This is a genomic window from Streptomyces sp. NBC_00193 (assembly GCF_026342735.1).
GTDB lineage: Bacteria > Actinomycetota > Actinomycetes > Streptomycetales > Streptomycetaceae > Streptomyces > Streptomyces stoeckheimensis.
This window is the reverse complement of the sequence record NZ_JAPEMM010000003.1, coordinates 144332-168818: the sequence shown is the minus strand read 5'-3', so window position 1 is coordinate 168818 and position 24487 is coordinate 144332. Positions and strand designations below refer to the sequence as shown.

Below are 24487 nucleotides of genomic sequence, written 5' to 3'. Positions count from 1 at the left end.
CGCGGACAGCAAGGCCGGCGCACGACGACCCCGCGCCTTCCACGAATTGATAGGTGACTGACACATGTCCCGTGGATTCTCGATCGGCATCGTCGGAGGAGGCGCGGCTGCAGTCTGCTTGATCGACGCGTTGTCGCGAACACAAAGCGAACCGGGCAGCCTCACGGTCTTCGAACCGTCACCGCACCTGTGGCGCGGGCGTGCCTACCAGGTCGACACCGAGACCCTCAAGGTCAACGCGACGCCCGACGACATGTCCGTGCGCGCCGGCGACCTCCAGCACTTCGAGCACTGGCTGGAGACGCGGGACAAGGTCATAGGGGTCCGCACCGGGGTCGACCGCTGGTCCGGGAGCCGCTTCGCCCCCCGGACCGTGTACGGCGAGTACCTGGAGCAGACGGCCTACGCCGCGCTCGGCGAACTGCGCCGCCAGGGCTGGCGGGTCGACCTCGTCGGCGAGGGGGTCACCTCCGCGAGCCGCGCCGCCAACCGGGTCCTGCTGCGCACCGGCAACGGCCGCGCCCGCGCTTTCGACTACGCCATCCTGTGCGTCGGCGGCGACAGCCCCAAGGACGTCTACGGTCTGGGCGACACCCCCGGCTTCGTCGGGGACCCGTACCCGATCGTCAACAAGCTGGCGGACGTCGGCGAGCGGGAGCACGTCGCGATCATCGGCAGCGGCCTGACCGCCATCGACATCATCCTGTCGCTGGCCGCCCAGGGCCACCAGGGCAAGATCAGCCTGCTGTCCCGGCGCGGCGTCCTGCCCGGAGTACGGCAGAAGGCGGTCCCCTTCGAGCTGCGGCACTTCACCCCGCACCGGATGGAGGAGCTGGCCGCGATCCACCCCGAGGTCACCCTCGAGGACATCGCCACCATCATGCGGGCCGAGTTCCGCGATGTGGGCGCCGACCTCGACGCGGTGGTCTCGGAGATCATCCGGGTCGACCTGGAGGACCCGGTCGACCGGCTGCGCCGGCAGATCGAAGAGGTCGACTCCCCCCACATGGGCCTGCGCATCCTCCAGCGCGCCGTCCCGGAGACCGGACCCGACGTCTGGCCGATGCTGCGCGAACAGGACAAGGTCCAGCTGCTGCGCGCCCACTACCGCACGATCATGAGCCTGTGCTGCCCCATGCCGCCCGGCAGCGCCGGAGTCCTCCTCGACCTCGTCGAGGCGGACAAGCTGGAGATCGTCGCCGGCCTGCAGAACATCACCCCGAACCCCGAGGCCGGCTTCGACGTCGTCACCGCCGAGGGACACGACTTCACGGCCGACCGCGTCATCAGCGCGGTCAACGCCTCCGAGGGGCGCATCCCCACCAGCGCCGCGCCCCTGGTCACCTCGCTGATGCGCAGCCGCGTCGCCAGCCGTCACCCCCACGGCGGCCTGCACATAGCGCGTCCGACCAGCCAGCTGACCACCAACGGCCGGCCCGACCCGCGCCTGTACGGGCTCGGCAACATCGCCGCCGGCTCGCTCTTCTTCACCTTCGGCATCCCCTCCTTGGTCGACCGCAGCCAGGACATCGTCGGCGCGATCCTGCAGCACGCCGAGACCGTCACGGCCGCGACCCAGGAGAACGAGGAGGTCCTGCTCACGGTCTAGCCGCGAGCGGGGATCCGCCCCGCTCACGGCCGGGCCGCCGCCCGCACCCGCACCCGCACCGACACCGGAAGACGACCCGGAGATTCCGGAGATGAGGACCCCCGAGCATGAGCGTCACCGAGACCGACCGGCCCGCCTACCTGGCGGACACGCACACCGGCCTGCCGATTCCCAGCGAGCCGGTCTTCGCCACCCACGAGGAGACGCGCCGCCACCGCAAGCAGCGGCTCGCCGCCGCGCTGCGGCTGTTCGGCAAGTACGGCTTCGGTGAGGGCATCTCGGGCCACATCTCGGTCCGCGACCCGGAGCACGAGGACCGCTTCTGGGTGAACCCCTTCGGCGTCTCCTTCAACCTGGTCCGCGTCGCCGACCTCATCTGCGTGGACTCGGCGGGCAATGTCGTAGAGGGCAAGCACCGGGTCAACCCCAGCGCGTTCGTCATCCATTCGGCCATCCACGAGATGCAGCCGGGTGCCACCGCGGCCGCTCACGGCCACACCGCGCACTCCCGTGCGCTGGGTGCCCTGGGCCGCCTGCTGGACCCCATCGACCAGGAATCGGCGGCCTTCTACAACCGCCAGGTCCTCTACGAGGAGTACGAGGGCCCCTCGGTCTCCGCCGAACTCGGCCGCGACATCGCGGAGAAGCTCGGCGACAACCGCGCGATCCTGCTGCGCCACCACGGCCTGATAACCGTCGGCGGATCGCTCGACGAGGCCGTGCACTGGTTCTTCACCTACGACAGCTGCGCCCAGGTGCAGCTGCTCGCCCGGGCGGCGGGCACGCCCAAGAGCTTCACCCATGAGCAGGCCGTCGCCGCTGGGGACGGCTTCGGCAACGAGCAGCTGGGCTGGTTCAGCTTCCAGCTCCTCTGGGACGAGATCATCCGCGAGCAGCCCGACTTCCTCGAAGAGGACTAGCCCGCGGGACGTCTCCTCGTCCGGTACGACCCCCCGAAGAATCACCGAGGAAGAAGAGGCACCACCATGAACATCCTGCTTTTCGGAGCCAGCGGACACATCGGCAGCGCCATCGCCGGCGAACTGCTCTCCCGCGGCCACGCCGTCACCGGCGTGACCCGCACCGGCGAGATCGCGGGCACCGGCCACGAAGGCCTCAAGGTGATCGCGGGCGACGCCACCAACGCGGACACCGTGGCCGAACTGTCCGCGGCGGGTTACGACGCCGTCGCCTCGGCCGTCGGCCCCAAGCTCGGCGTCGACGACGACCACAAGATCATCGTCGGTGCGGCCAACGCGCTCATCGAGGGCCTCACCCGCAGCGGCGTACGCCGTGTCGTGGTCCTCGGCGGCGCCGGCAGCCTGGAGGTGTCCCCGGGCGTCAAGGTCATCGACAACCCGAACTTCCCGGCCATGTGGAAGCAGAACGCACTCGCCCAGAGCGAGGCGCTCGCCCTCTACCGCCAGGCCGGCTCCCTGGACTGGACGTTCATCTCCCCGGCCGCCCAGATCGAGCCCGGTCCGCGGACCGGGACCTATCGCGTCGGCGGTGAGCAGCTGCTGGTGGACGCCGAAGGCAAGAGCCAGATCAGCATCGCGGACTACGCGGTCGCCTTCGTGGACGAACTGGAGCGCGGCGACGCGATCCAGGCCCGCATCACCGTCGCCTACTGATTCCGCGTCCCCCGGAGGGGATCAGAAACATGACTTCATCCGCCACACCGAAGAGCGCCGGGATCGTCCGGTTCGCCATCATCCTCGGTGCACTCACCGCCCTCGGCCCGCTGGCGAACGACGCCTACATGCCGGGCCTTCCGCAGATCGCCGAGGACCTGAACACGAGCGCCTCGGCGGCTCAGCTCAGCCTCACCGCCTGCCTGCTCGGCCTCGGCATCGGCCAGCTCATCGCCGGACCCGTCAGTGACGCGCTCGGCCGCCGCCGTCCGCTCATCGCCGGTCTGGCGCTGTTCGCCGTCACCGCCCTGCTGTGCGCCTTCGCCCCCAACATCTGGACGCTGGTCGGGCTGCGCGCCCTCCAGGGCCTGGGCGGCGCCACCGGCATCGTCATCGCCTCCGCGGTCGTGCGCGACCGGCACACCGGGCCCGCCGCGGCCCGGTTCTTCGCGATGCTGATGCTCATCACCGGCATCGCGCCGATCCTGGCCCCCGTCCTCGGCGGCCAGCTGATGCTCGTCACCTCGTGGAAGGGCATCTTCATCGCCCTCGCCATCATCGGTGCCCTGATGCTCTTCGGCGTCGCGGGCGCCCTCCCGGAGACGCACCCCGCCGAACGGCGCGTGCGCGGCGGCCTCAAGGCCACCGGCCCGATCTTCCGCCGGCTGCTCTCCGACCGGGTGTTCGTCGGCTACAACCTGGCCTGCGGCTTCGCCTTCGCCGCGATGTTCGCCTACATCTCCGGCTCGACCTTCGTGCTCCAGTCCATCCACGGCATGTCCCCGCAGGGCTACAGCGTCGTCTTCGGCGTCAACGCCCTCGGCCTGGTCATCGCCGCGCAGGTCAGCGGCCGCATCGTGCACAAGACCGGCCCGCGCGCCCTGCTCGCCACCGGCCTGGCCGTCTCCGCGGTCGGCGGCCTCGCACTGCTCGCCGTCGTCCTCACCGACGCCGGTCTGGCCCCGCTGCTCGTCGCGCTCTTCCTGGTCGTCTCCAGCGTCGGCCTCGTCCTGCCGAACTCCTTCGCACTGGCCCTCCAGGACCACGGCGACGTGGCCGGGTCGGCCGCCGCGCTGCTGGGCCTGTCCCAGCACCTGATCGGCGCGGCCGTGGTCCCGCTCGTCGGCCTCGCCGGTGAGGACAGCGCGGTGCCGATGGGCATCGTCATCGCCGTCCTCGGCGTCGGCGGTCTGCTCTTCTTCGGCCTCACCAAGGGCCACAAGGCCGCCGGTGAGGAAGCCGGGGTCCAGGAGTCCGCGGACCAGGCGCCCGCGGCCCGGACCTCCGAGGTCCACGAGCCGGTCTAGGCCCCTGGCGAGACAGGCTCCCGCAACGGATTGCCCACCCGGGGGCCCGTACGGCCGCACCACCGTACGGACCCCCGGCACCCGGGGCCGCCATCCCGGGCGGCGACAGGCCCACACCTCTTCCCTTTCCCACCGAAACCGATCGAGGCACCAGCCACCATGACCCTCGCCACGCACGCCACGGCCGTCGACTCCTGGCGGCTGCTGCCCGCCGCCCAGCAGCCGTCCTACCCCGATCCCGTCGCCCTGCGCTCCGCGCTCGACGACCTCGCCTCCTACCCGCCCCTGGTGTTCGCCGGCGAGTGCGACCGGCTGCGCGACCGGCTCGCCGCCGTCGCCCGCGGCGAGGCCTTCGTCCTCCAGGGCGGGGACTGCGCCGAGACCTTCGACGCCGTCAGCTCCGACCAGGTCCGCGACAAGGTGCGCACCCTGCTCCAGATGGCCGCCGTCCTCACCTACGCGAGCTCCGTGCCCGTGGTGAAGATCGGCCGGATCGCCGGGCAGTACTCCAAGCCCCGCTCCAACAACACCGAGATCCGTGACGGCGTCGAACTGCCCGTCTACCGCGGCGACTCCGTCAACGGCCTCGCCTTCACCCCGGAGTCCCGCACCCCGGACCCGGAGCGGCTCAAGCGGATGTACCACTCCTCCGCCGCCACCCTGAACCTCGTACGGGCCTTCACCACCGGCGGCTACGCCGACCTGCGCCAGGTCCACGAGTGGAACCGCGACTTCGTCGCCGCCTCCCCGGTCGGAGAGCGCTACGAGCGCCTCGCCGCGGACATCGACGACGCGCTCACCTTCCTCGCCGCCTGCGGCGCCGACCCGGCCGCCGTCCACTCCTCCGAGATCTTCGCCAGCCACGAGGCACTGCTCCTGGACTACGAGGCCGCGCTCACCCGCGTCGACGCCCGTACCGGCCGGCTGTACGACGTCTCCGGCCACATGATCTGGATCGGCGAGCGGACCCGTCAACTGGACGGCGCCCACGTCGAGTTCGCCTCCACGGTGCGTAACCCCATCGGAGTCAAGCTCGGCCCCACGACCTCCGCCGACGAGGCCCTGCGCCTCATCGACAAGCTGGACCCGGAGCGCGAGCCCGGCCGTCTCACCTTCATCACCCGGATGGGCGCCCGCAACATCCGCGAGATCCTCCCCGAGCTCATCGGCAAGGTCACCGCCGAGGGCGCGCGCCCCGCGTGGATCTGCGACCCGATGCACGGCAACACCTTCGAAGCGCCCAGTGGCCACAAGACCCGGCACTTCGACGACGTGCTCGACGAGGTCACCGGCTTCTTCGAGGTCCACCGCTCGCTCGGCACCCACCCCGGCGGCATCCACATCGAGCTGACCGGCGACGACGTCACCGAATGCGTCGGAGGCGGCGCCGAGGTCCGGCTCACCGACCTCGGGCAGCGCTACGAATCCGCGTGCGACCCGCGCCTGAACCGCAAGCAGTCGCTCGACCTGGCCTTCCGGGTCGCCGAGCTGTACCGCGACCGCCAGGCGGCCGGTGCGGTCCGCCGCGAAGACGTACCGGCCGCCGCCTGATCCCGAGCGACCGATCGCCGTACCGTCCTGAAGCAAAGGGAGAAGCCCATGTCCGTGCGTGCCCTGCGCGGTGCCATCCAGCTGGAAGTCGACGAGCGGGGCCACCTGCTGGACGGGGTCCGCAAGCTGTTCCAGGAGATGCTCCTCGCCAACGGGCTCGACCAGGACGACCTGGTCAGCGTGCTCTTCACGGCGACCCCGGACCTGGTCAGCGAGTTCCCGGCGGTGGCCGCCCGGGAACTGGGCGTGATCGACGTGCCTCTGATGTGCGCCCAGGAACTGGACATCGCGGGCTCCCTGCCCCGCGTGGTGCGGATCCTCGCCTACGCCGAGTCGGACCTGCCCAAGCCCGAGGTCAAGCACATCTACATGGGCGGCGCGGCCGCCCTGCGCCAGGACCTGGTCACCGCCGGAGACTCCAGATGATCCGCTCCGCCGCGGTGGTGGGCACGGGCCTCATCGGAACCTCCATCGCACTGGCCCTGTCCCGTCGCGGGGTGGCCGTCCACCTCATGGACGAGAACGATTCGGCCGCCCGCACCGCCGCCTCGCTCGGCGCCGGCACCGTGGGCGCCCCGAAGACCACCGTGGACCTGGCCGTACTGGCCGTCCCGCCGGCCCAGGTCGGCACCGTGCTCGCCGCCCAGCAGAGGCTGGGCCTCGCCCGCTCGTACACCGACGTCGCCAGCGTCAAGACCGAGCCGGAGATCGGGGTCCTCGCCGCCGGCGCCGATCCCGTCAGCTTCATCGGCGGACACCCGATGGCCGGCCGGGAGCGCTCCGGCCCGCTCGCCGCCTGCGCCACCCTCTTCGAAGGCCGTTCCTGGGTACTGACCCCCACGGCCCACACCAGCCGCGACGCGCTCAACATGGCGCTCATGATGGTCTCCCTGTGCGGGGCGGTGCCCGTGGTGATGGACAGCGACGTCCACGACCGGGCCGTGGCCCGCGTCTCCCACACCCCGCACGTGGTGGCCTCGCTGATGGCCGCCCGTCTCCAGCACCTCCCGGAGGACGCCTGCCGGCTGGCCGGGCAGGGGCTGCGCGACGTGACGCGGATCGCCGGGGGCGACCCCCGGCTGTGGAGCGACATCCTGGAGTCCAACGCCACCGCCGTCGCCGACGTGCTGACCGAACTCGCCGAGGACCTCCAGGTCACCGTGTCCGCCCTGCGGGGCCTCGCCACCGACGACGCCGACGAACGCGCCCAGGGCACCACGCTCCTGGCCGACCTGCTCGGCCGCGGCCTCAGCGGCCGCGACCGCATCCCCGGCAAGCACGGGCACCCGGTGCCCGCCTGCGCGCCGGTCCGCGTCCTGATCGGGGACCAGCCCGGCGAACTGGCCCGGCTCCTCGCGAACGCCGCCGAACTCGGCATCAACATCGAGGACATGACCATCGACCACTCGCCCGGCGACGAGAGCGGCCTGGTCGAGCTGATGGTCGCCCGCGGGACCGCCGTCACCATGGCCCAGGGCCTGATGGGCGCCGGGTGGCGGGTCCAGCGGATGGGGCCGATCGAGGCTCCGCCGGTGGCCGTCGGCGTCTGACCCCGCGCCCGCGGATCCCCGTACGGCCCTTCCGTCATCCTTCCCCCCTCTACGGGGATCCGGCCGCCCCACCGGCCGGGTCCGACAGCCCACCACGCCGGCCCACCACGCCGCACGACAGAGGATCACCCTTGAGTACTTTGCGATGGCTCACCGCGGGCGAATCGCACGGCCCCGCCCTCACCGCCGTGCTCGAAGGCCTGCCCGCCGGGGTGGAGATCTCCACCAAGGCGGTCGCCGACTCCCTCGCCCGACGCCGCCTCGGCCACGGCCGGGGCGCCCGGATGGCCTTCGAGCGGGACGAGGTGACCTTCCTCGGCGGCGTCCGCCACGGCCTCACCCAGGGCGGACCGGTGTCGATCCAGGTCGGCAACACCGAATGGCCCAAGTGGGAGACGGTGATGGCCGCCGACGGCGTGGACCCGGAGGTGCTGGCCGGCCGGGCGCGCAACGCCCCGCTCTCGCGCCCCCGCCCCGGCCACGCCGACCTCGCCGGGATGCAGAAGTACGGATTCGACGACGCCCGGCCGGTACTGGAGCGGGCCAGCGCCCGCGAGACCGCCGCCCGCGTCGCCGTCGGCGAGGTCGCCCGGGCCTTCCTCCAGCAGGCGTACGGGATCACGATCGTCAGCCACGTCGTCTCCCTCGGCGCGGCCGCCGCCCCCGAGGGCGTGGTGCCGGGGCCGGACGACACCGAGCGCGTCGACGCCGACCCGGTGCGCTGCCTGGACCCGGAGGCCTCCGCCGCGATGGTCGCCGAGGTCGACCGGGCCCACGAGAACGGCGACACCCTCGGCGGAGTCGTCGAGGTGCTCGCGTACGGACTGCCGCCGGGCCTGGGCAGCTACGTCCACGGCGACCGGCGCATCGACTCCCGGCTCGCGGCCGCCCTCATGGGCATCCAGGCCATCAAGGGCGTCGAGTTCGGCGACGGCTTCGGCCTCGCCAAGGTCCCCGGCTCCCTCGCCCACGACGAGATCGAGCGGGACGCGGAGGGGGCCATCCGCCGCCGCACCGCCCGCTCCGGCGGGGTCGAAGGCGGGATGACCACCGGCGAACCGCTGCGGGTGCGCGCCGCCATGAAGCCCATCGCCACCGTGCCGCGCGCCCTGGCCACCGTCGACGTCGCCACCGGCGAGCCGGCCGTCGCCCACCACCAGCGCTCCGACGTCTGCGCGGTGCCCGCCGCGGCCGTCGTGGCCGAGGCGATGACGGCGCTGGTCCTCGCGCACGCCGCACTGGAGAAGTTCGGCGGGGACTCCCTCGCCGAGACCGCCCGCAACCACCAGGGCTACCTCGACCACCTGGCCGTCCGATGAGCGCCCCGACGCTGAACACACCGACGCTGAACACGCCGACGCTGAACAATCCGATCCTGACGGGGAGCACCCGGATCCGGATCGGCGGTGAACGGCCCTACGAGGCCGTCGTGGGGCACGGGCTGACCGGCGAGACCGGCCGCGTCCTGGGCAGCGAACCGCTGCGGGTGGCCGTCGTGCACTCCCGCACGCTGCTGCCGACCGCCCGGCGGATCGCCCGGGAACTCAACGACGAGGGACGCATCGTGGTCTCCCTCGAAGTGCCCGAGGGCGAAGCCGCCAAGGACATGACCGTCGTGGTGGGCCTGTGGCGGGCCCTCGCCGACGCCGGGTTCACCCGCTCCGACGCCGTCGTCGCCGTCGGCGGCGGCGCCACCACCGACCTCGCCGGGTTCGCCGCCGCCGGCTGGCTGCGCGGCGTACGGCTGGTCCTGGTGCCGACCACCCTGCTCGGCATGGTCGACGCCGCCATCGGCGGGAAGACCGCCGTCAACCTGCCCCAGGGCAAGAACCTCGTCGGCGCCTTCCACCCGCCCGCCGGGGTGCTGTGCGACCTGGACCTGCTGGACACCCTGCCGCCCGCCGACTACGTCAGCGGCCTCGCCGAGGTCATCAAGGCCGGGTTCATCGCCGACCAGGAGATCCTGCGCCTGGTCGAGGACGACCCCACCGGGGCCGTCCACACCCGGGAGCTCGTCGAGCGCGCCATCCGCGTCAAGGCGGAGGTGGTCACCGAGGACTTCCGGGAGGACGGCCGCCGCGAGCACCTCAACTACGGCCACACCCTGGGCCACGCCATCGAGCGGGTCGCCGGCTACCGCGTCCGGCACGGCGAGGCGGTGGCCGCCGGCATGGTCTTCGCCGCCGAACTCGCCCGGCTCGACGGCCGGCTGTCCGCCGCCGACACCGAGCGCCACCGCACCCTGCTCGCCGCCGCCGGCCTGCCCACCACCCACGGCGGGGCCTGGGCCCCGCTGCGCGACGCGATGGGCATCGACAAGAAGACCCGGGGCAACCGGCTGCGGTTCGTCGTGCTCGACGCCATCGGCCGTCCCGCGCTGTTCACGGCCCCGGACGAGGGGCTCCTCGCCGCCGCCTATGAACGGCTCGCCCGGTGATCCGGCCCGGAGTCCGCTACGCCCGTGCCCGCGCGATCCGCCGCGCCCACGCCGAAGCGGACGCCGAAGCCCGGATGCCCCTTCCCTCCCCGCTCCTGCCGCCCGTCGCGGCCCGTGCCCGGGCGGGGTTCCCGGTCCGTTCCGGGAACGCCGTCGCGGTCCCGGTCCTGCTGGGCGCCGCGATCCCCGCCCGGGCCGGAGCACCCTTGCGCGCCTGGGTGCCCGGACCGGCCAGAGCACTCGTACTCGCCAACTCTCCCGAACAGGAAGGCCCGAGATGACCGTCGCCACCGCCCCGCAGGGCACCGCGCCCGCCCTGCTCTGGGGGGACGCCGACCGCCGGGCCGTCGAGGTCGCCCGCGCCCTGACCGTGGACGCGGTCGAGGCGGCCGGACACGGACACCCCGGTACCGCCATGAGCCTCGCGCCGGCCGCCTACCTGCTCTTCCAGCGGCTGCTGCGGCACGACCCCCAGGACCCGCGCTGGGCCGGCCGCGACCGGTTCGTGCTCTCCTGCGGCCACGCCAGCCTGACCCTCTACACGCAGCTCTACCTGTCGGGCTACGGGCTCACCCTCGACGACCTCAAGGGCCTGCGCACCGAGGGGAGTCTGACCCCCGCGCACCCCGAGTACGGGCACACCCCGGGCGTCGAGACCACCACCGGCCCCCTCGGCCAGGGCCTCGCCAACGCCGTGGGCATGGCCATGGCCGCCCGCCGCGAGCGCGGCCTGTTCGACCCGGAGGCCGCCCCCGGCACCTCCCCCTTCGACCACACCGTCTGGGCCATCGCCTCCGAGGGCGACCTCGAAGAGGGAGTCGCGCACGAGGCCAGCTCCCTGGCCGGGCACCAGCGCCTGGGCAACCTCGTCGTCCTCTACGACGAGAACCGCATCTCCATCGAGGACGACCGGCAGATCGCGCACTCCGAGGACACCCTCGCCCGCTACCGGGCGTACGGCTGGCACGTGCAGGAGGTCGACTGGACCGCCGGCGGGGAGTACCGGGAAGATGTCGAAGCCCTGCACCGGGCGCTCACCACCGCCCGGGAGACCACCGACCGGCCCTCCCTCGTATCGCTGCGCACGATCATCGGCTGGCCCGCGCCGAAGAAGCGCAACACCGGCGGCATCCACGGATCCGCCCTCGGTGCCGAGGAGGCCGCCGCCGCCAAGGCCGCGATGGGCCTCGACCCCTCGCTCTCCTTCCAGGTCCCCGCCGAGGTCCTGGCCCACGCCCGCCGGGTCGCCGACCGCGGCGCCGAAGCCCACCGCCAGTGGGACAAGACCCTCGCCGACTGGCGCGCCCTGAATCCCGAGCGCGCCGAGCTCTTCGACCGGCTCTCCGAGCGCCGGCTGCCCGAGGGCTGGCAGGAGAACCTGCCGGTCTTCCCCGCGGGCGGCCAGATCGCCACCCGCAAGGCGTCCGGCGAGGTGCTGAACGCGCTCGCCTCCGTACTGCCCGAACTGTGGGGCGGCTCCGCCGACCTCGCCGAGTCCAACCTCACCACCATGAAGGGCGAACCCTCCTTCGTCCCCGAGGAGCTGGCCACCGAGGCCTACTCCGGCCACCGGTACGGGCGCACCCTGCACTTCGGCATCCGCGAGCACGCCATGGGCGCCATCCTCAACGGCATCGCCCTGCACGGCGGGACCCGCCCCTACGGCGGCACCTTCCTCGTCTTCTCCGACTACATGCGCCCCGCCGTCCGCCTCGCGGCCATGATGAAGCTGCCCGTCACCTACGTCTGGACCCACGACTCCATCGGGCTCGGCGAGGACGGTCCCACCCACCAGCCGATCGAGCACCTCTGGTCGCTGCGCGCCATCCCCGGCCTGGACGTGGTCCGGCCCGCCGACGCGAACGAGACCGTCGTCGCCTGGCGCACCATCCTGGAGAACGACGACCGCCCGGCGGGCCTGTGCCTGTCCCGGCAGAACCTGCCCGTGCTGGAGCGCACCGCGGAGAGCGGGCTGTCCCCCGCCGAGGGCGCCGCGCGCGGCGGGTACGTGCTGGCCGAAGCCGCCGGCGGCCGCCCCGATGTCATCCTCATCGCCACCGGCAGCGAGGTGCCCATCGCGCTGGAGGCCCGCCGCATCCTGCAGGACGGGGGTCTGCCCACCCGCGTCGTGTCCATGCCCTGCCTGGAGTGGTTCCAGGCACAGGAGGAGGCCTACCGCGAGGAGGTGCTCCCCACCGAGGTGGCCGCCCGGGTCTCCGTCGAGGCGGGCTCCAGCCTCGGCTGGTACGCCCTGGTCGGCGCGGCCGGCACCTCGCTGGGCATCGACTCCTTCGGCGCCTCCGCCCCGTACCAGTCCCTGTACGAACTCCACGGCCTGACGGCGCCGAAGGTCGCCGCGGCGGCCCGCGCGAGCTTCGAGCGGGCCCTGCGCAGAGGCTCCGTACGATGAGCGGCGTGACAACTCCCGTACTGGAAGCGCGGATACCCGGCTCCAAGAGCATCACCAACCGGGCGCTGCTCCTCGCGGCGGCCGCCCCCGGCCGCAGCCGCCTCGGCGCGCCCCTGGTCAGCGACGACACCCTCGCCTTCCGGGCCGCACTGACGGACCTGGGCAGCGGGGTCCGCGACATCGGCGACAGCGGCTACGGCTACGGCGACGGCTCGGGCTACGGCGACGGCTCCGGCGAGGTCTGGGAGGTCACCGGACGCGGCACCGGACCGGTCGGCCCCGGCCGGGTCTGGTGCGCCGACGCCGGCACCGCGGCGCGCTTCCTGCCGCCGTTCGCGGCCACCGGGCTCGGGGAGATCGCCTTCGACGGCTCCGACCAGTTGCGGGCGCGCCCGCTGCGCCCGCTGCTGGAGGCGCTCACCAGGCTCGGGACGAAGGTGCGCGGTACGGGCCTGCCCTTCACCCTCACCGCGCGGGGGCTGGCGGGCGGCCGCATCGAGCTGGATTCCGGGCTCAGCAGCCAGTACCTGTCCGGGCTGCTGATGGCCGCGCCGCTGATGGGCGGACCGCTCACGGTGGACGTGCCGCGGCTGGTCAGCCGTCCGTACGTGGACATGACCCTGTCCCTGATGCGGCACTTCGGCGCCCGGGTCGAGGAGGAGGGCAGCACGATCACGGTCCACCCGGGCGGCTACCGGCCCACCGACCTCGACATCGAGCCGGACGCCTCGACCGCCTCGTACTTCTTCGCGGCGGCGGCCGTCACCGGGCGCACCGTACGGGTCCGGGCCCTGGGCTCCGGCAGCCTGCAGGGCGACACCGCGTTCGTGGAGGTGCTGCGGCGCGCCGGGGCCCGGGTCACCAGGACCGCGGACTGGACCGAGGTCACGGGCACCGGAGCGCTGCGCGGCGGATTCAGCGTCGACATGGGCGATATCTCGGACACCTTCATGACCATGGCCGCGATCGCCCCGCTCGCGGACGCCCCCATCACCATCACGGGCATCGCGCACGCCCGGCTGAAGGAGTCCGACCGCATCGCCGCCGTCGCGGGGAACCTCCGCGCGCTGGGCATCGAGGTCGAGGAGGGCCCGGACCGCATCACCGTCCACCCGGGCGCCCCCGTCCCGGCGACGGTCGACTGCCACCGGGACCACCGCATCGCGATGTCCTTCTCGGTACTGGGCCTGCGCGCCGCCGGCATCACCCTCGACGATCCGGCCTGCGTGGCCAAGACCTTCCCCGGCTTCCACGAGGAGCTGCGCCGGCTGTTCGGCTGAGGGGCAAGGACGCCCCCCGGGGCCCGCGCCGCGGTCAGCGGACGACGTCGAAGACGTTCTTCTGCAGGCCGTTGGCGTAGGCCTCGTGCTCGACGAGCTTCAGCTTCTGCGCGTCCTTGTCCGTGGCGCTGAAGAGCCGCTTGCCCGCGCCGAGCAGCAGCGGGAAGACGAGCAGGTGGTAACGGTCGATCAGGCCGGCGTCGGAGAGCGCCCGGTTCAGGGCGGCGCTGCCGTGGACGATGATCGGGCCGCCCTCGGTCTCCTTCAGGGCGGCGACCTCGTCGAGCGAGCGCAGGATCGTCGTGTCGCCCCAGTCCGACACCAGGTCGTCCTCGGTGAGGGTGGTGGAGACGACGTACTTCGGCATCACCTTGTAGTCGGCGAAGTCCTCCATGGCGGGCCACACCGGGCTGAACGCCTCGTAGCTCGTGCGGCCCAGCAGCATCGCCGAGGCCTCCTTCTGCTCCCGGCCCTTGATCTCGAACGCCTCGGGCAGGAACTCGACGTCCTTGAAGGTCCAGCCCGAGTTCCGGTACCCGGGCTCGCCGCCGGGGGCCTCCACGACCCCGTCGAGGGAGATGAAGGCGGAGCTGATCAGGGTGCGCATCGTGGGTCCTCGATATCTCGTGGCTGGCTCTAGGCAGGTCCGTCCGGCGCGCCCCCGCGGCCACTTCCGTGGCTGCTGCGGCGCGCCTTCCATGATCTAGGACTGCGGGCCACCGGGAAACTCATCGGTCCCCGGGAAAGATCTTTTTCTTCGGTTCGGAAGGCCGCCGCGGTTCGGAAGGCCGCCGCGGTTCAGAAGGCCGCCGCGTGGTCGAGGACCCAGTCGCGGTAGCTGCGGGCCGGGCGGCCGGTGACCTTCTCGATGTCGGTGGTGGTCGGCGCGGTGCGGCCGACCGCCTCCGACCAGACCTTGAGGATGCCGTCGAGGACCGGTCCCGGGACGTGGGCGCTCATCGCCCGGCGCACCGCCTCGACGGGCAGCTCGGCGTACTCGATCGGCCGGCCGATCGCCTCGCCGAGGATCCGGGCCTGGTCGGCGTGGGTCAGCGACTCGGGCCCGGTCAGCTCGTAGACGCGGCCCCCGTGCCCGTCCCGGGTCAGGGCCAGGGCGGCGACGGCGGCGATGTCGGCTTCGTGCACCGGCGCGGAGGCCGCCCCGGCGTAGGCGCCGCGCACCACGTCGCCGGACCGGGTCTGCCCGGCCCACATCAGGGTGTTGGCGGCGAACGCGTCCGGACGCAGGAACGTCCACTCCAGGCCGGAAGCGCGCAGGGCCTGCTCGACCTCCGCGTGGTAGGCGGCGATCGGCCCGTCCTGGACCTCGGCGGCGTCGTCGACCGCGCCGGAGGACAGCAGCACCACCTTGCGCACCCCGGCCCGCTCCGCGGCGGCGACGAAGCCCGGTCCGCTGCCCGGCGCCGCGAACAGGAACACCGTGCCGACCCCGGCCAGCGCCGCCTCCAGTGACACGGCGTCGGAGAGGTCTCCGGCGACGACGTCGGCCTCGGCCGGCCACACCGAGCGCTGCGGATCGCGGGTCAGGGCCCGGACGTCGTGGCCGTCCTCGATCAGCAGGTCCAGCACGTGGCGGCCGACGTTCCCGGTGGCTCCGGTGACGAGGATCATGAGCGTCTCCCTTGGCTTTCGCGGTTCTGCCGTGGCCCGTTCGGGGCGGCACGACAGACACTAGGAGCCCCTGAGGACAGCTCCGGTCCTCAACCAAAGGCGATCATCGAGGAGTTCACCGCGCATGCTGGAGACCTCGGCGCGACTGCTGCGCCTGCTGTCCCTGTTGCAGTCCCGGCCCGACTGGCCCGGGCCGGAGCTGGCCGGCCGGCTCGGCGTGACCACGCGGACGGTCCGGCGGGACGTCGACCGGCTCCGGGGCCTGGGCTACCCGGTGGAGTCGGTCACCGGCACGGCGGGCGGCTACCGGCTCGGGGTCGGCGCCGCCCTTCCGCCGCTGCTGCTGGACGACGAGGAAGCGGTGGCCGTCGCCCTCGGCCTGCGCGCCGCCGCCACCGGGTCGGTCTCGGGGATGGAGGAGACCTCGCTGCGCGCCCTGGCCAAACTCGAACAGGTCCTGCCGTCCCGGCTGCGCCACCGGGTGAGCGCGGTGCAGTCCGCGATCCTCCCGCTGGCCGGGGCGGGACCCGCGGTGGAGGCGAGCCTGCTGGCGGCCCTGGCCGCCGCCTGCCGCGGCCACGAGGGGATCCGCTTCGGCTACCAGAAGAAGACCCGGCGCGTGGAGCCGTACCGGCTGGTGCACACCGGCCGCCGCTGGTACCTGCTCGCCTTCGACCTGGACCGGGACGACTGGCGCACCTTCCGCGTGGACCGCTTCGACGCCCCGCCCCAGCCCGGCCCGCGCTTCGCGCCACGGCCGGCGCCGGCGCAGGACCTGAGCGCCTACATGTCCCACGCGCTGTCCTCGGCGCCCTACCGGTTCCAGGCGAAGATCCTCTTCCACGCCCCGATCGAGGTGGTCGCCGAACACACCTCGCCCACCGCCGGGCGACTGGAGAAGCTCGACGAGCAGTCGTGCCTGTTCCACGCCGGAGGCGGCTCCCTGGACCAGATCGCCCTGTACATCGCCCTCAAGGGCATCGACTTCCAGGTCCTGGAGCCCGCGGAACTCCGCGACCACGTCCGCGCACTGGCGGCGCGGCTGACCCGTGCGGGCGTGTAGCTTTCACTTCCAGTTCATTGCAACGTTTGGGCTTCTGTCGTTGCATTCAATTCCAAGCCTTCGCAACGATTTGATGGCACTGGCCTGCGGTGATTTAGTTTCCTCGCGATGAGTTGCTTGTCGAGATATGGAAAGCAACGTAGCTTTTCGTTCATCGGAAACAACGAGTCGCAGGAGAGAGTCATGCAGAAGTTCGCCACCGCCACCCCGATCTCCGCCGTGCTGGACATCCCCGCCGGCAGCATCCGCTTCATCGCCGCGGACCGCACCGACACCGCGGTCGAGGTCCGGCCCGCCGACGCCTCGAAGGGCCGTGACGTGAAGGCGGCCGAGCAGACCTCGGTCGAGTACGCCGACGGGGTCCTGCGGATCGCGGCCCCGGCGAAGAACCAGCTGCTGGGCGCCTCCGGTTCCATCGAGGTGACCGTCCAGCTGCCCGCCGGATCCCGCGTCGAGGCGAAGGCGGCCGACGCCGACCTGCGGGGCGTCGGACGCCTCGGCGACGTCGTCTTCGAGGGCGCCCGCGGCTCGGTCAAGCTCGACGAGGCCGCGAGCACCCACCTGACCCTCGCGGCCGGCGACGTCGCGGTCGGCCGCCTGGGCGGCCCGGCCCGGATCAGCACCCAGAAGGGCGACCTGCGCATCGCCGAGGCCCTGCGCGGCACGGTCGAACTGCGCACCGAGTACGGCGAGATCTCGGTCGGCGCCGCCCGCGGCGTCAGCGCCACCCTCGATGCCGGCGCCGCCCACGGCCGGATCCACAACGCCCTGCGCACCACCGACGGCGCCGCCGCCGGCCTCGACATCCACGCGACCACCGCCTACGGCGACATCACCGCCCGCAGCCTCTGACCACCGGCACGGCGGTGCCGGTCTCCACGGACATGGGCGAGGGCGTCATCGCCCGCTTCCGCACGACGGCGATCCACCGCGGAGCGGTCCTCGTCGGGCCGGGGCTCAGTGGTTCCAGTGGGACGCCGTTTTCAGGAGGCGGTCGTTCGCGTCCGGGGAGCCGATCGTGATGCGGACGCCCTCGTCGCCGAAGGGGCGGACCATCAGGCCGGCCGCCTCGCAGGCGTCCGCGAAGTACGAGGTGCGCGAGCCCAGGCGCAGCCAGACGAAGTTGGCGTGGCTGGTGGGGACTTCGTACCCCTCCGCGCGCAGGCCGGCGCTGACGCGGTCGCGTTCCGCCACCAGGTCGGCCACCCGCTCGCGGAGTTCCTCGGTGGCCCGCAGGGAGGCCAGGGCGGCGGCCTGGGCGGGGCCGCTCACGCCGAGCGGTACGGAGCAGGAGCGCAGGGCCGCCGTCACGTGCGGATGGGCCACCGCGTAGCCGACGCGGAGCGCGGCCAGTCCGTAGGCCTTGGAGAAGGTGCGCAGCACCGCCACGTTGGGGCGGTCCCGGTAGAGGTCGATGCCGTCCGGGATGTCTTCGGAGGCGTCGACGAACTCGCGGTAGGCCTCGTCGATGACGACGAGGACGTCGGAGGGCACCCGGTCCAGGAAGCGTTCCAGCTCGGCGCGGCGCACGGCGGTGCCGGTCGGGTTGTTCGGATTGCAGACGAAGACCAGGCGGGTGCGGTCGGTGACCGCGTCGGCCAGGGCGTCCAGGTCGTGGGTCTCGTCGCGCAGCGGGACCTGGACGGAGGTCGCCCCGGCGGCCCAGGTCAGCAGCGGGTACGCCTCGAACGAGCGCCAGGCGAAGACGACCTCGTCGCCCGGGCCCGCGGCGGCGGCGACCAGGTGCTGGGTGATGCCGACCGAGCCGGTGCCCAGCACCAGGTGGTCGGCGGGCACGTCGAGGCGTCCGGAGAGTTCCGCGACGAGCTCGGCCGCGGTGGGGTCGGGGTAGCGGTTGAGGCGGCCCAGCCAGGTCTCGACCGCGGCGATCACCGACGGGAGCGGCGGGTACGGGTTCTCGTTCGAGGAGAGCTTGTCGACGAACTCGTCGCGGGCCGCGCGGCCCGGCACGTAGGCGGGGACCGTCGAGACGTCGGCGCGCAGCCGGGGCAGGACGGGACCGGGCGTGGCGGGCGTGGTGTCCGTGGTGGGCATGGCGCAGTCAGTCCTTAAACGGGAGAGTCCTCGGGTGGGGTGGTCCTCGGGCGGGTGGTCCTCGGGCGGATGGGCGGCGTGCCGGGCCGGGGGTACAACACCGTCCGGCCGCGCCGACGGGGGAGGCGGCACGGCCGGACGGTGACCAGGGGGCCGGGGGAGGGGGACGGCGCGGGGGCTGAGGGGGTTCAGCCCCGCGCCGGTGCCGGCGGGTTGTAGGGCGAGGGACCGCCGAACGCCCAGCGCAGCCGGGTCGCCCCGTCGATCTGCACCACGCGTTCGATGTCGAACTCGCACATCCGCAGGGCTCCGGGCACGTCGGCCCGGTCCCCCTCGGCCCAGTTGATCCGAGCCTTGCCCGTCAGTTGCAGGGTGTGGCCGGACTCCCAGTCCAGGAAGAGCAGTCCGCAGTTCTCGTTGAGCTGCAGATTGCCCAAGGTCATGTAGAAGGAATTGCCGAAGTAGTCGGGCCATACGAGCCTGCGCGGTCCCGCCACCGTGACGAAACCGGGGTCGCCGCCCCGGTGCGAGGAGTCCGCGCCGTAGCCGTCGGCCTGACTGGCGATGAAGAAGGTGTCCGCGCCGCGGATCCACTTCTCCTGTTCGGGCGTCAGCGCGTCGCCGTCCCGGGTCTCCCGGGTCGCCGACGCGGGACCGTCCGCGACGGGGACCCGTACCTGGAGGTACTTGGGGCAGTTGCCCAGGACCTGCTCGGTGCGGATGTGGAGGGAGTCCCCTTCGCGCCGCGCCACGCCGTTGATCCGGATCCGGGTCGTCGTGTGCGGTTCGAGGGCGAGCAGCCCGATGTCGGCCGTCTCGGCGAAGGCCTCGGCGAGCGGATCGCCCGGCACGGGCAGGGAGGACAGCGTGATCGTGCGCCGGCTCGTGGGCAGGGCGAAGCCGGGGTCGCCCGTGACCAGCGAGGACCACATGGCGCCCGTCGCGTCGGCGCCGCCCAGGAAGAGCATGCGCTGGCGCATCAGGTACTGGTCGAAGCCGGGCTGGATCACGTCGTCGAACATGGGCGATCCCCAGCCGGGACCGCCTTCGCCGGCCTGCTTCTGGACGGCCTGTTCACCCTCGTGATGGGGGGTCTTGATCACGGGAATCGGGATCCTCCGGTCGGGACGGGCGCCGGGGCCGACGGGGTCGCCGTCGGCCAAGGTGCCCGTCTACGGGGCGCCGGTCAGCGGGCGCCGATCAGCAGGGCGGTGTCCACGACACGGTTGGAGAAGCCCCACTCGTTGTCGTACCAGCCGACGATCTTGACCTGGCGGCCGTCGCCGATCACCTTGGTCAGGCCCGAGTCGAAGATGCACGACGCGGGGTCGGTGACGATGTCGCTGGAGACGATCGGCTCGTCGGTGTAGGTGAGGATGCCCGCGAGGGCGCCCGCGGCGGCCTTCGCGAAGATCTCGTTGACCTCTTCGACCGTCGTCGCGCGGCCGACGCGGACGGTGAGGTCGGTGGCCGAGCCCGTCGGGATCGGCACGCGCAGCGCGTACCCGTCGAGCTTGCCCTTGAGCTGCGGCAGGACCAGGCCGATCGCCTTGGCGGCGCCGGTGGTGGTCGGCACGGTGTTCGTCGCCGCCGAGCGGGCGCGGCGCAGGTCGCTGTGCGGACCGTCCTGGAGGTTCTGGTCCGCGGTGTAGGCGTGGACCGTGGTCATCAGGCCGTGCTCGATGCCGAGCGCGTCGTCGAGGACCTTGGCCAGCGGGGCCAGGCAGTTGGTCGTGCACGAGGCGTTGGAGACGATGTCGTGCACGGCCGGGTCGTAGAGCTCGTCGTTGATGCCGAAGGCGATCGTCAGGTCCTCGTTCTTCGAGGGCGCGCTGATGATGACCTTGCGGGCACCGGCCTCCAGGTGGGCGCGGGCCTTGTGCGCGTCGGTGAAGACACCGGTGGACTCGATGACGACGTCCACCTCCAGCTCGCCCCACGGAAGCTTCGCGGGGTCGCGCTCGGCGGTCACGCGTATGGTGCGCCCGTCGATGACGAGGTTGCCCTCGACGGCCTTCACGTCGTGTCCGAGCCGGCCGAGCGTGCTGTCGTACTTGAGCAGGTGGGCCAGCGTTGCGGCGTCGGTGAGGTCGTTGACGGCGACCACCTCCAGGCCGGTGCCCCGCTGAAGGGCGGCGCGGAAGAAGCTGCGGCCGATGCGGCCGAATCCGTTGATGCCGACCTTGATCGTCACGTGATACCCCTCGTTCGGAAACTACATCCATGACCGCACGTGAAGCCGCGTTGTCCGGCCAGTCCTCGTCCTCAACTGTACCGGCTGACTTCTGGGTTGGCTTGCGTAAATGCGCCTGTTCATGGCCTGTTTGCGCACGGAACCCGTGGTGAGGCCCAGTTGATTGGAACATCTGATGGCGAGCGAGTACCTGCATGAAGGTATGTTTCTATGGGCCTGCTTGTCATGACACGACGCTTCCCGGAGCGAGGAGAACGATGGACATGCTGCCCCTCCGCGTGCCGAGCGCATTCGTGCCGGACCGCAGTCCAGCGCTCGCCGCACCCGCCACCTGCACGGCGCGGGTCATCCGTACGCACAGCGAGTCCGTGTACGGGACCACCGTCCGCCGCGAGTTCGGAGACGTCACGATCTCCCTCGTCACCGGGGAGGCCCACGAGGCCGTCCGCCCCGGTCGCCACATCCGCCCCGACCCCTCCGAGTCCCTTCGGGTGTTCCGGGCGCTGGCCGGCGAGATCCACGTCCACCAGGACGGCCGCCGCGGCTCGGCGAGCGGCCCGCAGATCATCTGCTGCGACACCAGCCGCCCTTACCGCCTCGTGCTGCCCCGGCCCTTCCACCTGGTCGAGGTCCAGCTGCCGCACCGGCACCTCGGCATGTCGGCCGGCGACACCGCCAAGCTCACCGCCACCGGCTGGTGCGGACGGATGGGCGCGGGCGCCCTGCTGTCCCAGCTCCTCGCCGGACTCCACGACCACGGCACCGAGATCCACTCCGCCGTCGACCGGGTCGGCGCCACGGTGGCGGGCCTGACCGCGGCCGTCCTCGCGGACCGGCTGCGCAATGTCGCGGCCGAGGACGAGGTGGCCCGGCACGACCTCATGCTGGCCATCCAGTCGTACATCCGTGCACGGCTCTCCGACCCCGACCTCACCCCGCAGGCGATCGCCGAGCACCACAACGTCTCGCTGCGCTACCTCCAGCGGATCTTCCAGGAGCAGGGAACCAGCCCCGCCCGATGGATCCGGGACGAGCGCCTCGCCCGCTGCCGGTCGGAGCTGCGCGACCCGCGGCTCGAGCACCTGCCCGTCGGGGTCATCGGCGAACGGTCCGGCCTCTACCAGGCCTCGCACTTCAGCCGGCTCTTCCGCGACCGGTACGGCCTCACCCCGCGCGGCTACCGGACCATGCGCGAGGCCGTGTCCACGTAGGGGACCGCCGCCGCTGAGCAACGACGAGCACCGCCGAGCACCGACGACCGACGCGCACTGACATCCGAGGAGGATGACGGATTTGACCGGCACGAGCTTCGAATTCCCCGGTGAGTACTACGAGATCATGCGGAAGGACTTCCGCAACCTCGACGCCGAGACGGAGTTCCTCGCATCCCTGCTCCCCGACGCGGGCACCGTACTCGACCTGGGCTGCGGCACCGGCTCCAACCTGCGCGCCCTGCGCGAGCGCGGCCACCGCGGCACCGGCGTCGACCAGAGCGCCGCGTTCCTGGAGTACGCCCGGGCCGCCGGCGACGAGGGCATCTCCTACGTGGAGGCCCGCGCCGAGGAGTACCGCACCGACGAGCGCTACGACCTCGTGTACAGCCTGTTCATGACGCTGAACTACCTGGACCGCGGCCGGCTCCCGGCCGTCCTGCGCTCCGTCCGCGAGCTGCTGAACCCCGGCGGGCAGGTCGTCCTGGAATTCGGCCACCTGCTGAACTTCGTCGACTCCTTCCAGCCCAACAGCGTCGGCCACCACCGCCGGGACGGGGTCCTCATCACCCGCCTGGCCCGCCAGTTCATCAACGCGCACGCCGCGAACTGGCGCAACGAGGAGACCCTGCTGGTCCGCACCGCGGACGGCACGGTCGCCATGTACGACAACTTCTTCGACCAGGCCGTCCTGACCGGGCCCGAGGTCCGCGAACTGCTGGCCGCGGCGGGACTGACCATCACGGCCGAGTACGGCGGGTTCCGCAAGGAGCCCGCGCCCTTCCACGGCCGGGGCCCGCTCGTCATCGTGGCCACCGCGACCCCCGCCGACACCGCGTCCGACACCGCTCAGCAAGAGGAGAACCAGGCATGACCGGCACCGGCATATCGCTGCTCGACGGCGGGCCCGCCCCCGAAACCGGCGTCGCGCACCTCGGCGCCGCCCTCGTCCGCGCCGTCGCCGAGAGCGAGGGCCGCGGCGTGACGTACATCCGCGCCGATGGCACCGAGGTGCACCAGAGCTACGCCGAGCTCCTCGACGCCGCCTCGCGCGTCCTGGCCGGCCTGCGCGCCTCCGGCGCCGCGATCGGCGAGAAGATCATCCTGCAGTCCGCGGACGACGCCGACCTCCTCTCCGGCTTCTGGGCCTGCATCCTCGGCGGCTTCCTGCCGCTGCCCGTCAGCGCCGACGCGGTCAACGGCCCCGGCCTGCTCGAGCGCGTCTGGGCCGGCTACGGCCGCCCCCGCGTCCTGACCGGCACCGGCCAGGAGCTCGCCCCCGCCGTCACCGCCGACGCCGGCTGGACCGCCGCGCACCTGGGCGACGTGGCGAGCCTGCGCACCGCCCACGAGCCGGACCTCGCCTGGCACGAGCCGGACGCCGTGGACCCGGCCGTCCTGCTGCTCACCTCCGGCAGCACCGGCGTGCCCAAGGCCGTCACCCTGACCCACCGCAACATCCTCACGCGCAGCGCGGCCACCTCCCGCGTGAACAAGCTCGACGCGGACACCCGCACCTTCAACTGGATGCCGCTGGACCACATCGGCGGCCTCGTCATGTTCCACGCGCGCGACGTCTTCCTCGGCGCCGCCCAGGTCCACGCCAAGATCCAGTGGGTCCTGGAAGACCCGCTGCGCTGGCTCGACGCCGTCTCCACCCACCGGGCCGACACCACCTGGGCGCCCAACTTCGCCTTCGTGCTCGTCAACGACCAGGCCGACCGCTTCGAGGGCCGCGGCTGGGACCTGAGCCCGCTGCGCTACATCATGAACGGCGGCGAGGCCGTCCGCTCCGGCGTAGTCCGCCGCTTCCTGGACCTGCTGGCCCCCTACGGGCTGCCCGCCACCGCCATGTTCCCCGGCTGGGGCATGTCCGAGACCACCGCCGGTGTGGCCGACTGCCAGTTCACCGAGGCCGCCGCCGGCGACGACCGCTACGTGCCCGTCGGCCGCCCGCAGCCCGGCACCCGCATCCGAGTCGTCGACGAGCACGGCGCCCTCGTGCCGTGGGGCATCACCGGCCGCCTCCAGGTCACCGGTTCGACCATCACCTCCGGGTACTACGACAACCCCGTGCAGAACCGGCAGTCCTTCACGGACGACGGCTGGTTCAAGACCGGCGACCTGGCGTACGTGGAGAACGGCATCCTCACCGTCACCGGCCGCACCGACGACGTCATCCAGCTCGGGGAGATCGCCTACCACGGCCACGAGATCGAGGCCGCCGTCGAGGAACTCGACTTCATCGAGCCCTCGTACACCGTCGCCTCCCTGGTCACCGCCGAGCCCGGCGGCGCCGAGGAGCTCGCGGTCTTCTTCAGCCCGCGCTCCGGCGCCATCACCGGGGAACAGGGCGAGCGGATCCGCGAGCGGGTCCGCGAGCGGCTGGGCGTCGACGTACCGCACCTGCTGCCCGTCGACCGGTCCGAGATCCCCAAGACCGGCATCGGCAAGCTCCGCCGCGCCCAGCTCCGCAAGAGCTTCGAGGACAGCCTGGCCTCCGTCCCGGCCGGCACCGCGGCCTGATCGTACGGGTGGTGCGGTCCGGGCGGGC

The 24487-nt window shown here is 72.5% G+C and carries 22 protein-coding genes and 1 pseudogene; 18 read left to right on the top strand and 5 right to left on the bottom strand.

What is annotated here, in order from left to right; all coding sequences use genetic code 11:
* Positions 1 to 64: 64 nt before the first annotated feature.
* The 12 genes from OG898_RS35970 (at position 65) to aroA (ending at position 13778) form a co-directional block, all read left to right on the top strand.
* Complete coding sequence (locus tag OG898_RS35970) at positions 65 to 1609, top strand: FAD/NAD(P)-binding protein (RefSeq protein ID WP_266962980.1); 1545 nt, start codon at positions 65 to 67, stop codon at positions 1607 to 1609.
* 107 nt (positions 1610 to 1716) lie between these two features.
* On the top strand, positions 1717 to 2529 hold the full coding sequence (locus tag OG898_RS35965; protein ID WP_214948962.1) for a class II aldolase/adducin family protein: 813 nt from the start codon (positions 1717 to 1719) through the stop codon (positions 2527 to 2529).
* Between the two features lie 66 nt (positions 2530 to 2595).
* The gene (locus tag OG898_RS35960; RefSeq protein WP_250744319.1) at positions 2596 to 3243 is read left to right on the top strand and encodes an NAD(P)-dependent oxidoreductase; all 648 of its coding nucleotides are present in this window, start codon (positions 2596 to 2598) and stop codon (positions 3241 to 3243) included.
* A 29-nt stretch (positions 3244 to 3272) separates the two neighbouring features.
* On the top strand, positions 3273 to 4550 hold the full coding sequence (locus OG898_RS35955) for a multidrug effflux MFS transporter (RefSeq protein ID WP_266962976.1): 1278 nt from the start codon (positions 3273 to 3275) through the stop codon (positions 4548 to 4550).
* Positions 4551 to 4709: 159 nt separating this feature from the next.
* A complete protein-coding gene (locus tag OG898_RS35950; RefSeq protein ID WP_250744317.1) occupies positions 4710 to 6101 on the top strand; it encodes a class II 3-deoxy-7-phosphoheptulonate synthase in 1392 nt (463 codons plus the stop codon).
* A 48-nt stretch (positions 6102 to 6149) separates the two neighbouring features.
* On the top strand, positions 6150 to 6527 hold the full coding sequence (gene aroH, locus OG898_RS35945; protein ID WP_250744316.1) for a chorismate mutase: 378 nt from the start codon (positions 6150 to 6152) through the stop codon (positions 6525 to 6527).
* Complete coding sequence (locus OG898_RS35940) at positions 6524 to 7651, top strand: prephenate dehydrogenase (RefSeq protein ID WP_250744315.1); 1128 nt, start codon at positions 6524 to 6526, stop codon at positions 7649 to 7651. The genes aroH and OG898_RS35940 overlap by 4 nt, the downstream gene beginning before the upstream one ends.
* Before the next feature lie 131 nt (positions 7652 to 7782).
* A complete protein-coding gene (aroC, locus tag OG898_RS35935) occupies positions 7783 to 8970 on the top strand; it encodes a chorismate synthase (protein WP_250744314.1) in 1188 nt (395 codons plus the stop codon).
* Positions 8971 to 9023: 53 nt separating this feature from the next.
* The gene (gene aroB / locus OG898_RS35930; RefSeq protein ID WP_250744357.1) at positions 9024 to 10088 is read left to right on the top strand and encodes a 3-dehydroquinate synthase; all 1065 of its coding nucleotides are present in this window, start codon (positions 9024 to 9026) and stop codon (positions 10086 to 10088) included.
* Entirely contained in the window at positions 10085 to 10369 is a 285-nt protein-coding gene (locus OG898_RS35925) for a hypothetical protein (RefSeq protein ID WP_266962972.1), read from the top strand. Before aroB ends, OG898_RS35925 begins: the two co-directional genes overlap by 4 nt.
* Positions 10366 to 12498 (top strand): transketolase, encoded by a 2133-nt coding sequence (tkt, locus tag OG898_RS35920; RefSeq protein ID WP_266962970.1) that lies wholly within the window; start codon positions 10366 to 10368, stop codon positions 12496 to 12498. Before OG898_RS35925 ends, tkt begins: the two co-directional genes overlap by 4 nt.
* Positions 12495 to 13778: a 3-phosphoshikimate 1-carboxyvinyltransferase gene (aroA, locus tag OG898_RS35915; RefSeq protein WP_266962968.1), complete on the top strand. Its 1284-nt coding sequence runs from the start codon at positions 12495 to 12497 to the stop codon at positions 13776 to 13778. Before tkt ends, aroA begins: the two co-directional genes overlap by 4 nt.
* A 34-nt stretch (positions 13779 to 13812) precedes the next feature.
* On the opposite strand, the gene OG898_RS35910 is transcribed toward aroA, so the two are convergent.
* Positions 13813 to 14385, bottom strand: a complete 573-nt coding sequence (locus tag OG898_RS35910) for a dihydrofolate reductase family protein (protein WP_250744310.1) — start codon at positions 14383 to 14385, stop codon at positions 13813 to 13815.
* Between the two features lie 191 nt (positions 14386 to 14576).
* A complete protein-coding gene (locus OG898_RS35905) occupies positions 14577 to 15410 on the bottom strand; it encodes an NAD(P)H-binding protein (RefSeq protein WP_266962965.1) in 834 nt (277 codons plus the stop codon).
* A 124-nt stretch (positions 15411 to 15534) separates the two neighbouring features.
* Here OG898_RS35905 and OG898_RS35900 point away from each other — a divergent pair, with 124 nt between their 5' ends.
* The 3 genes and pseudogenes from OG898_RS35900 to OG898_RS35890 all read left to right on the top strand — a co-directional run.
* On the top strand, positions 15535 to 16473 hold the full coding sequence (locus OG898_RS35900) for a YafY family protein (protein ID WP_250744308.1): 939 nt from the start codon (positions 15535 to 15537) through the stop codon (positions 16471 to 16473).
* A gap of 183 nt (positions 16474 to 16656) precedes the next feature.
* Positions 16657 to 17325, top strand: coding sequence for a DUF4097 family beta strand repeat-containing protein (locus OG898_RS35895; protein WP_266962963.1), 669 nt, complete (start codon positions 16657 to 16659; stop codon positions 17323 to 17325).
* Positions 17325 to 17439: pseudogene (locus OG898_RS35890) on the top strand (ABC transporter permease); the annotation flags it as partial. The gene OG898_RS35895 and the pseudogene OG898_RS35890, both read left to right, overlap by 1 nt.
* Here OG898_RS35890 and hisC read toward each other — a convergent pair.
* The 3 genes from hisC to gap form a co-directional block, all read right to left on the bottom strand.
* Complete coding sequence (hisC, locus tag OG898_RS35885; RefSeq protein WP_266962961.1) at positions 17431 to 18528, bottom strand: histidinol-phosphate transaminase; 1098 nt, start codon at positions 18526 to 18528, stop codon at positions 17431 to 17433. The pseudogene OG898_RS35890 and the gene hisC sit on opposite strands and share 9 nt — an antisense overlap.
* Positions 18529 to 18716: 188 nt before the next feature.
* The gene (locus tag OG898_RS35880) at positions 18717 to 19631 is read right to left on the bottom strand and encodes a pyridoxamine 5'-phosphate oxidase family protein (RefSeq protein WP_250744305.1); all 915 of its coding nucleotides are present in this window, start codon (positions 19629 to 19631) and stop codon (positions 18717 to 18719) included.
* An 83-nt stretch (positions 19632 to 19714) separates the two neighbouring features.
* The gene (gap, locus tag OG898_RS35875; RefSeq protein ID WP_266962958.1) at positions 19715 to 20722 is read right to left on the bottom strand and encodes a type I glyceraldehyde-3-phosphate dehydrogenase; all 1008 of its coding nucleotides are present in this window, start codon (positions 20720 to 20722) and stop codon (positions 19715 to 19717) included.
* 257 nt (positions 20723 to 20979) lie between these two features.
* On the opposite strand from gap, the gene OG898_RS35870 reads away from it, so the two are divergent.
* From OG898_RS35870 to OG898_RS35860, 3 genes are all read left to right on the top strand, one after another.
* Positions 20980 to 21933: a helix-turn-helix domain-containing protein gene (locus OG898_RS35870; RefSeq protein WP_250744303.1), complete on the top strand. Its 954-nt coding sequence runs from the start codon at positions 20980 to 20982 to the stop codon at positions 21931 to 21933.
* Positions 21934 to 22006: 73 nt separating this feature from the next.
* A complete protein-coding gene (locus OG898_RS35865; protein ID WP_250744302.1) occupies positions 22007 to 22807 on the top strand; it encodes a bifunctional 2-polyprenyl-6-hydroxyphenol methylase/3-demethylubiquinol 3-O-methyltransferase UbiG in 801 nt (266 codons plus the stop codon).
* Positions 22804 to 24459, top strand: a complete 1656-nt coding sequence (locus OG898_RS35860) for an AMP-binding protein (RefSeq protein ID WP_250744301.1) — start codon at positions 22804 to 22806, stop codon at positions 24457 to 24459. Before OG898_RS35865 ends, OG898_RS35860 begins: the two co-directional genes overlap by 4 nt.
* Positions 24460 to 24487: the final 28 nt, after the last annotated feature.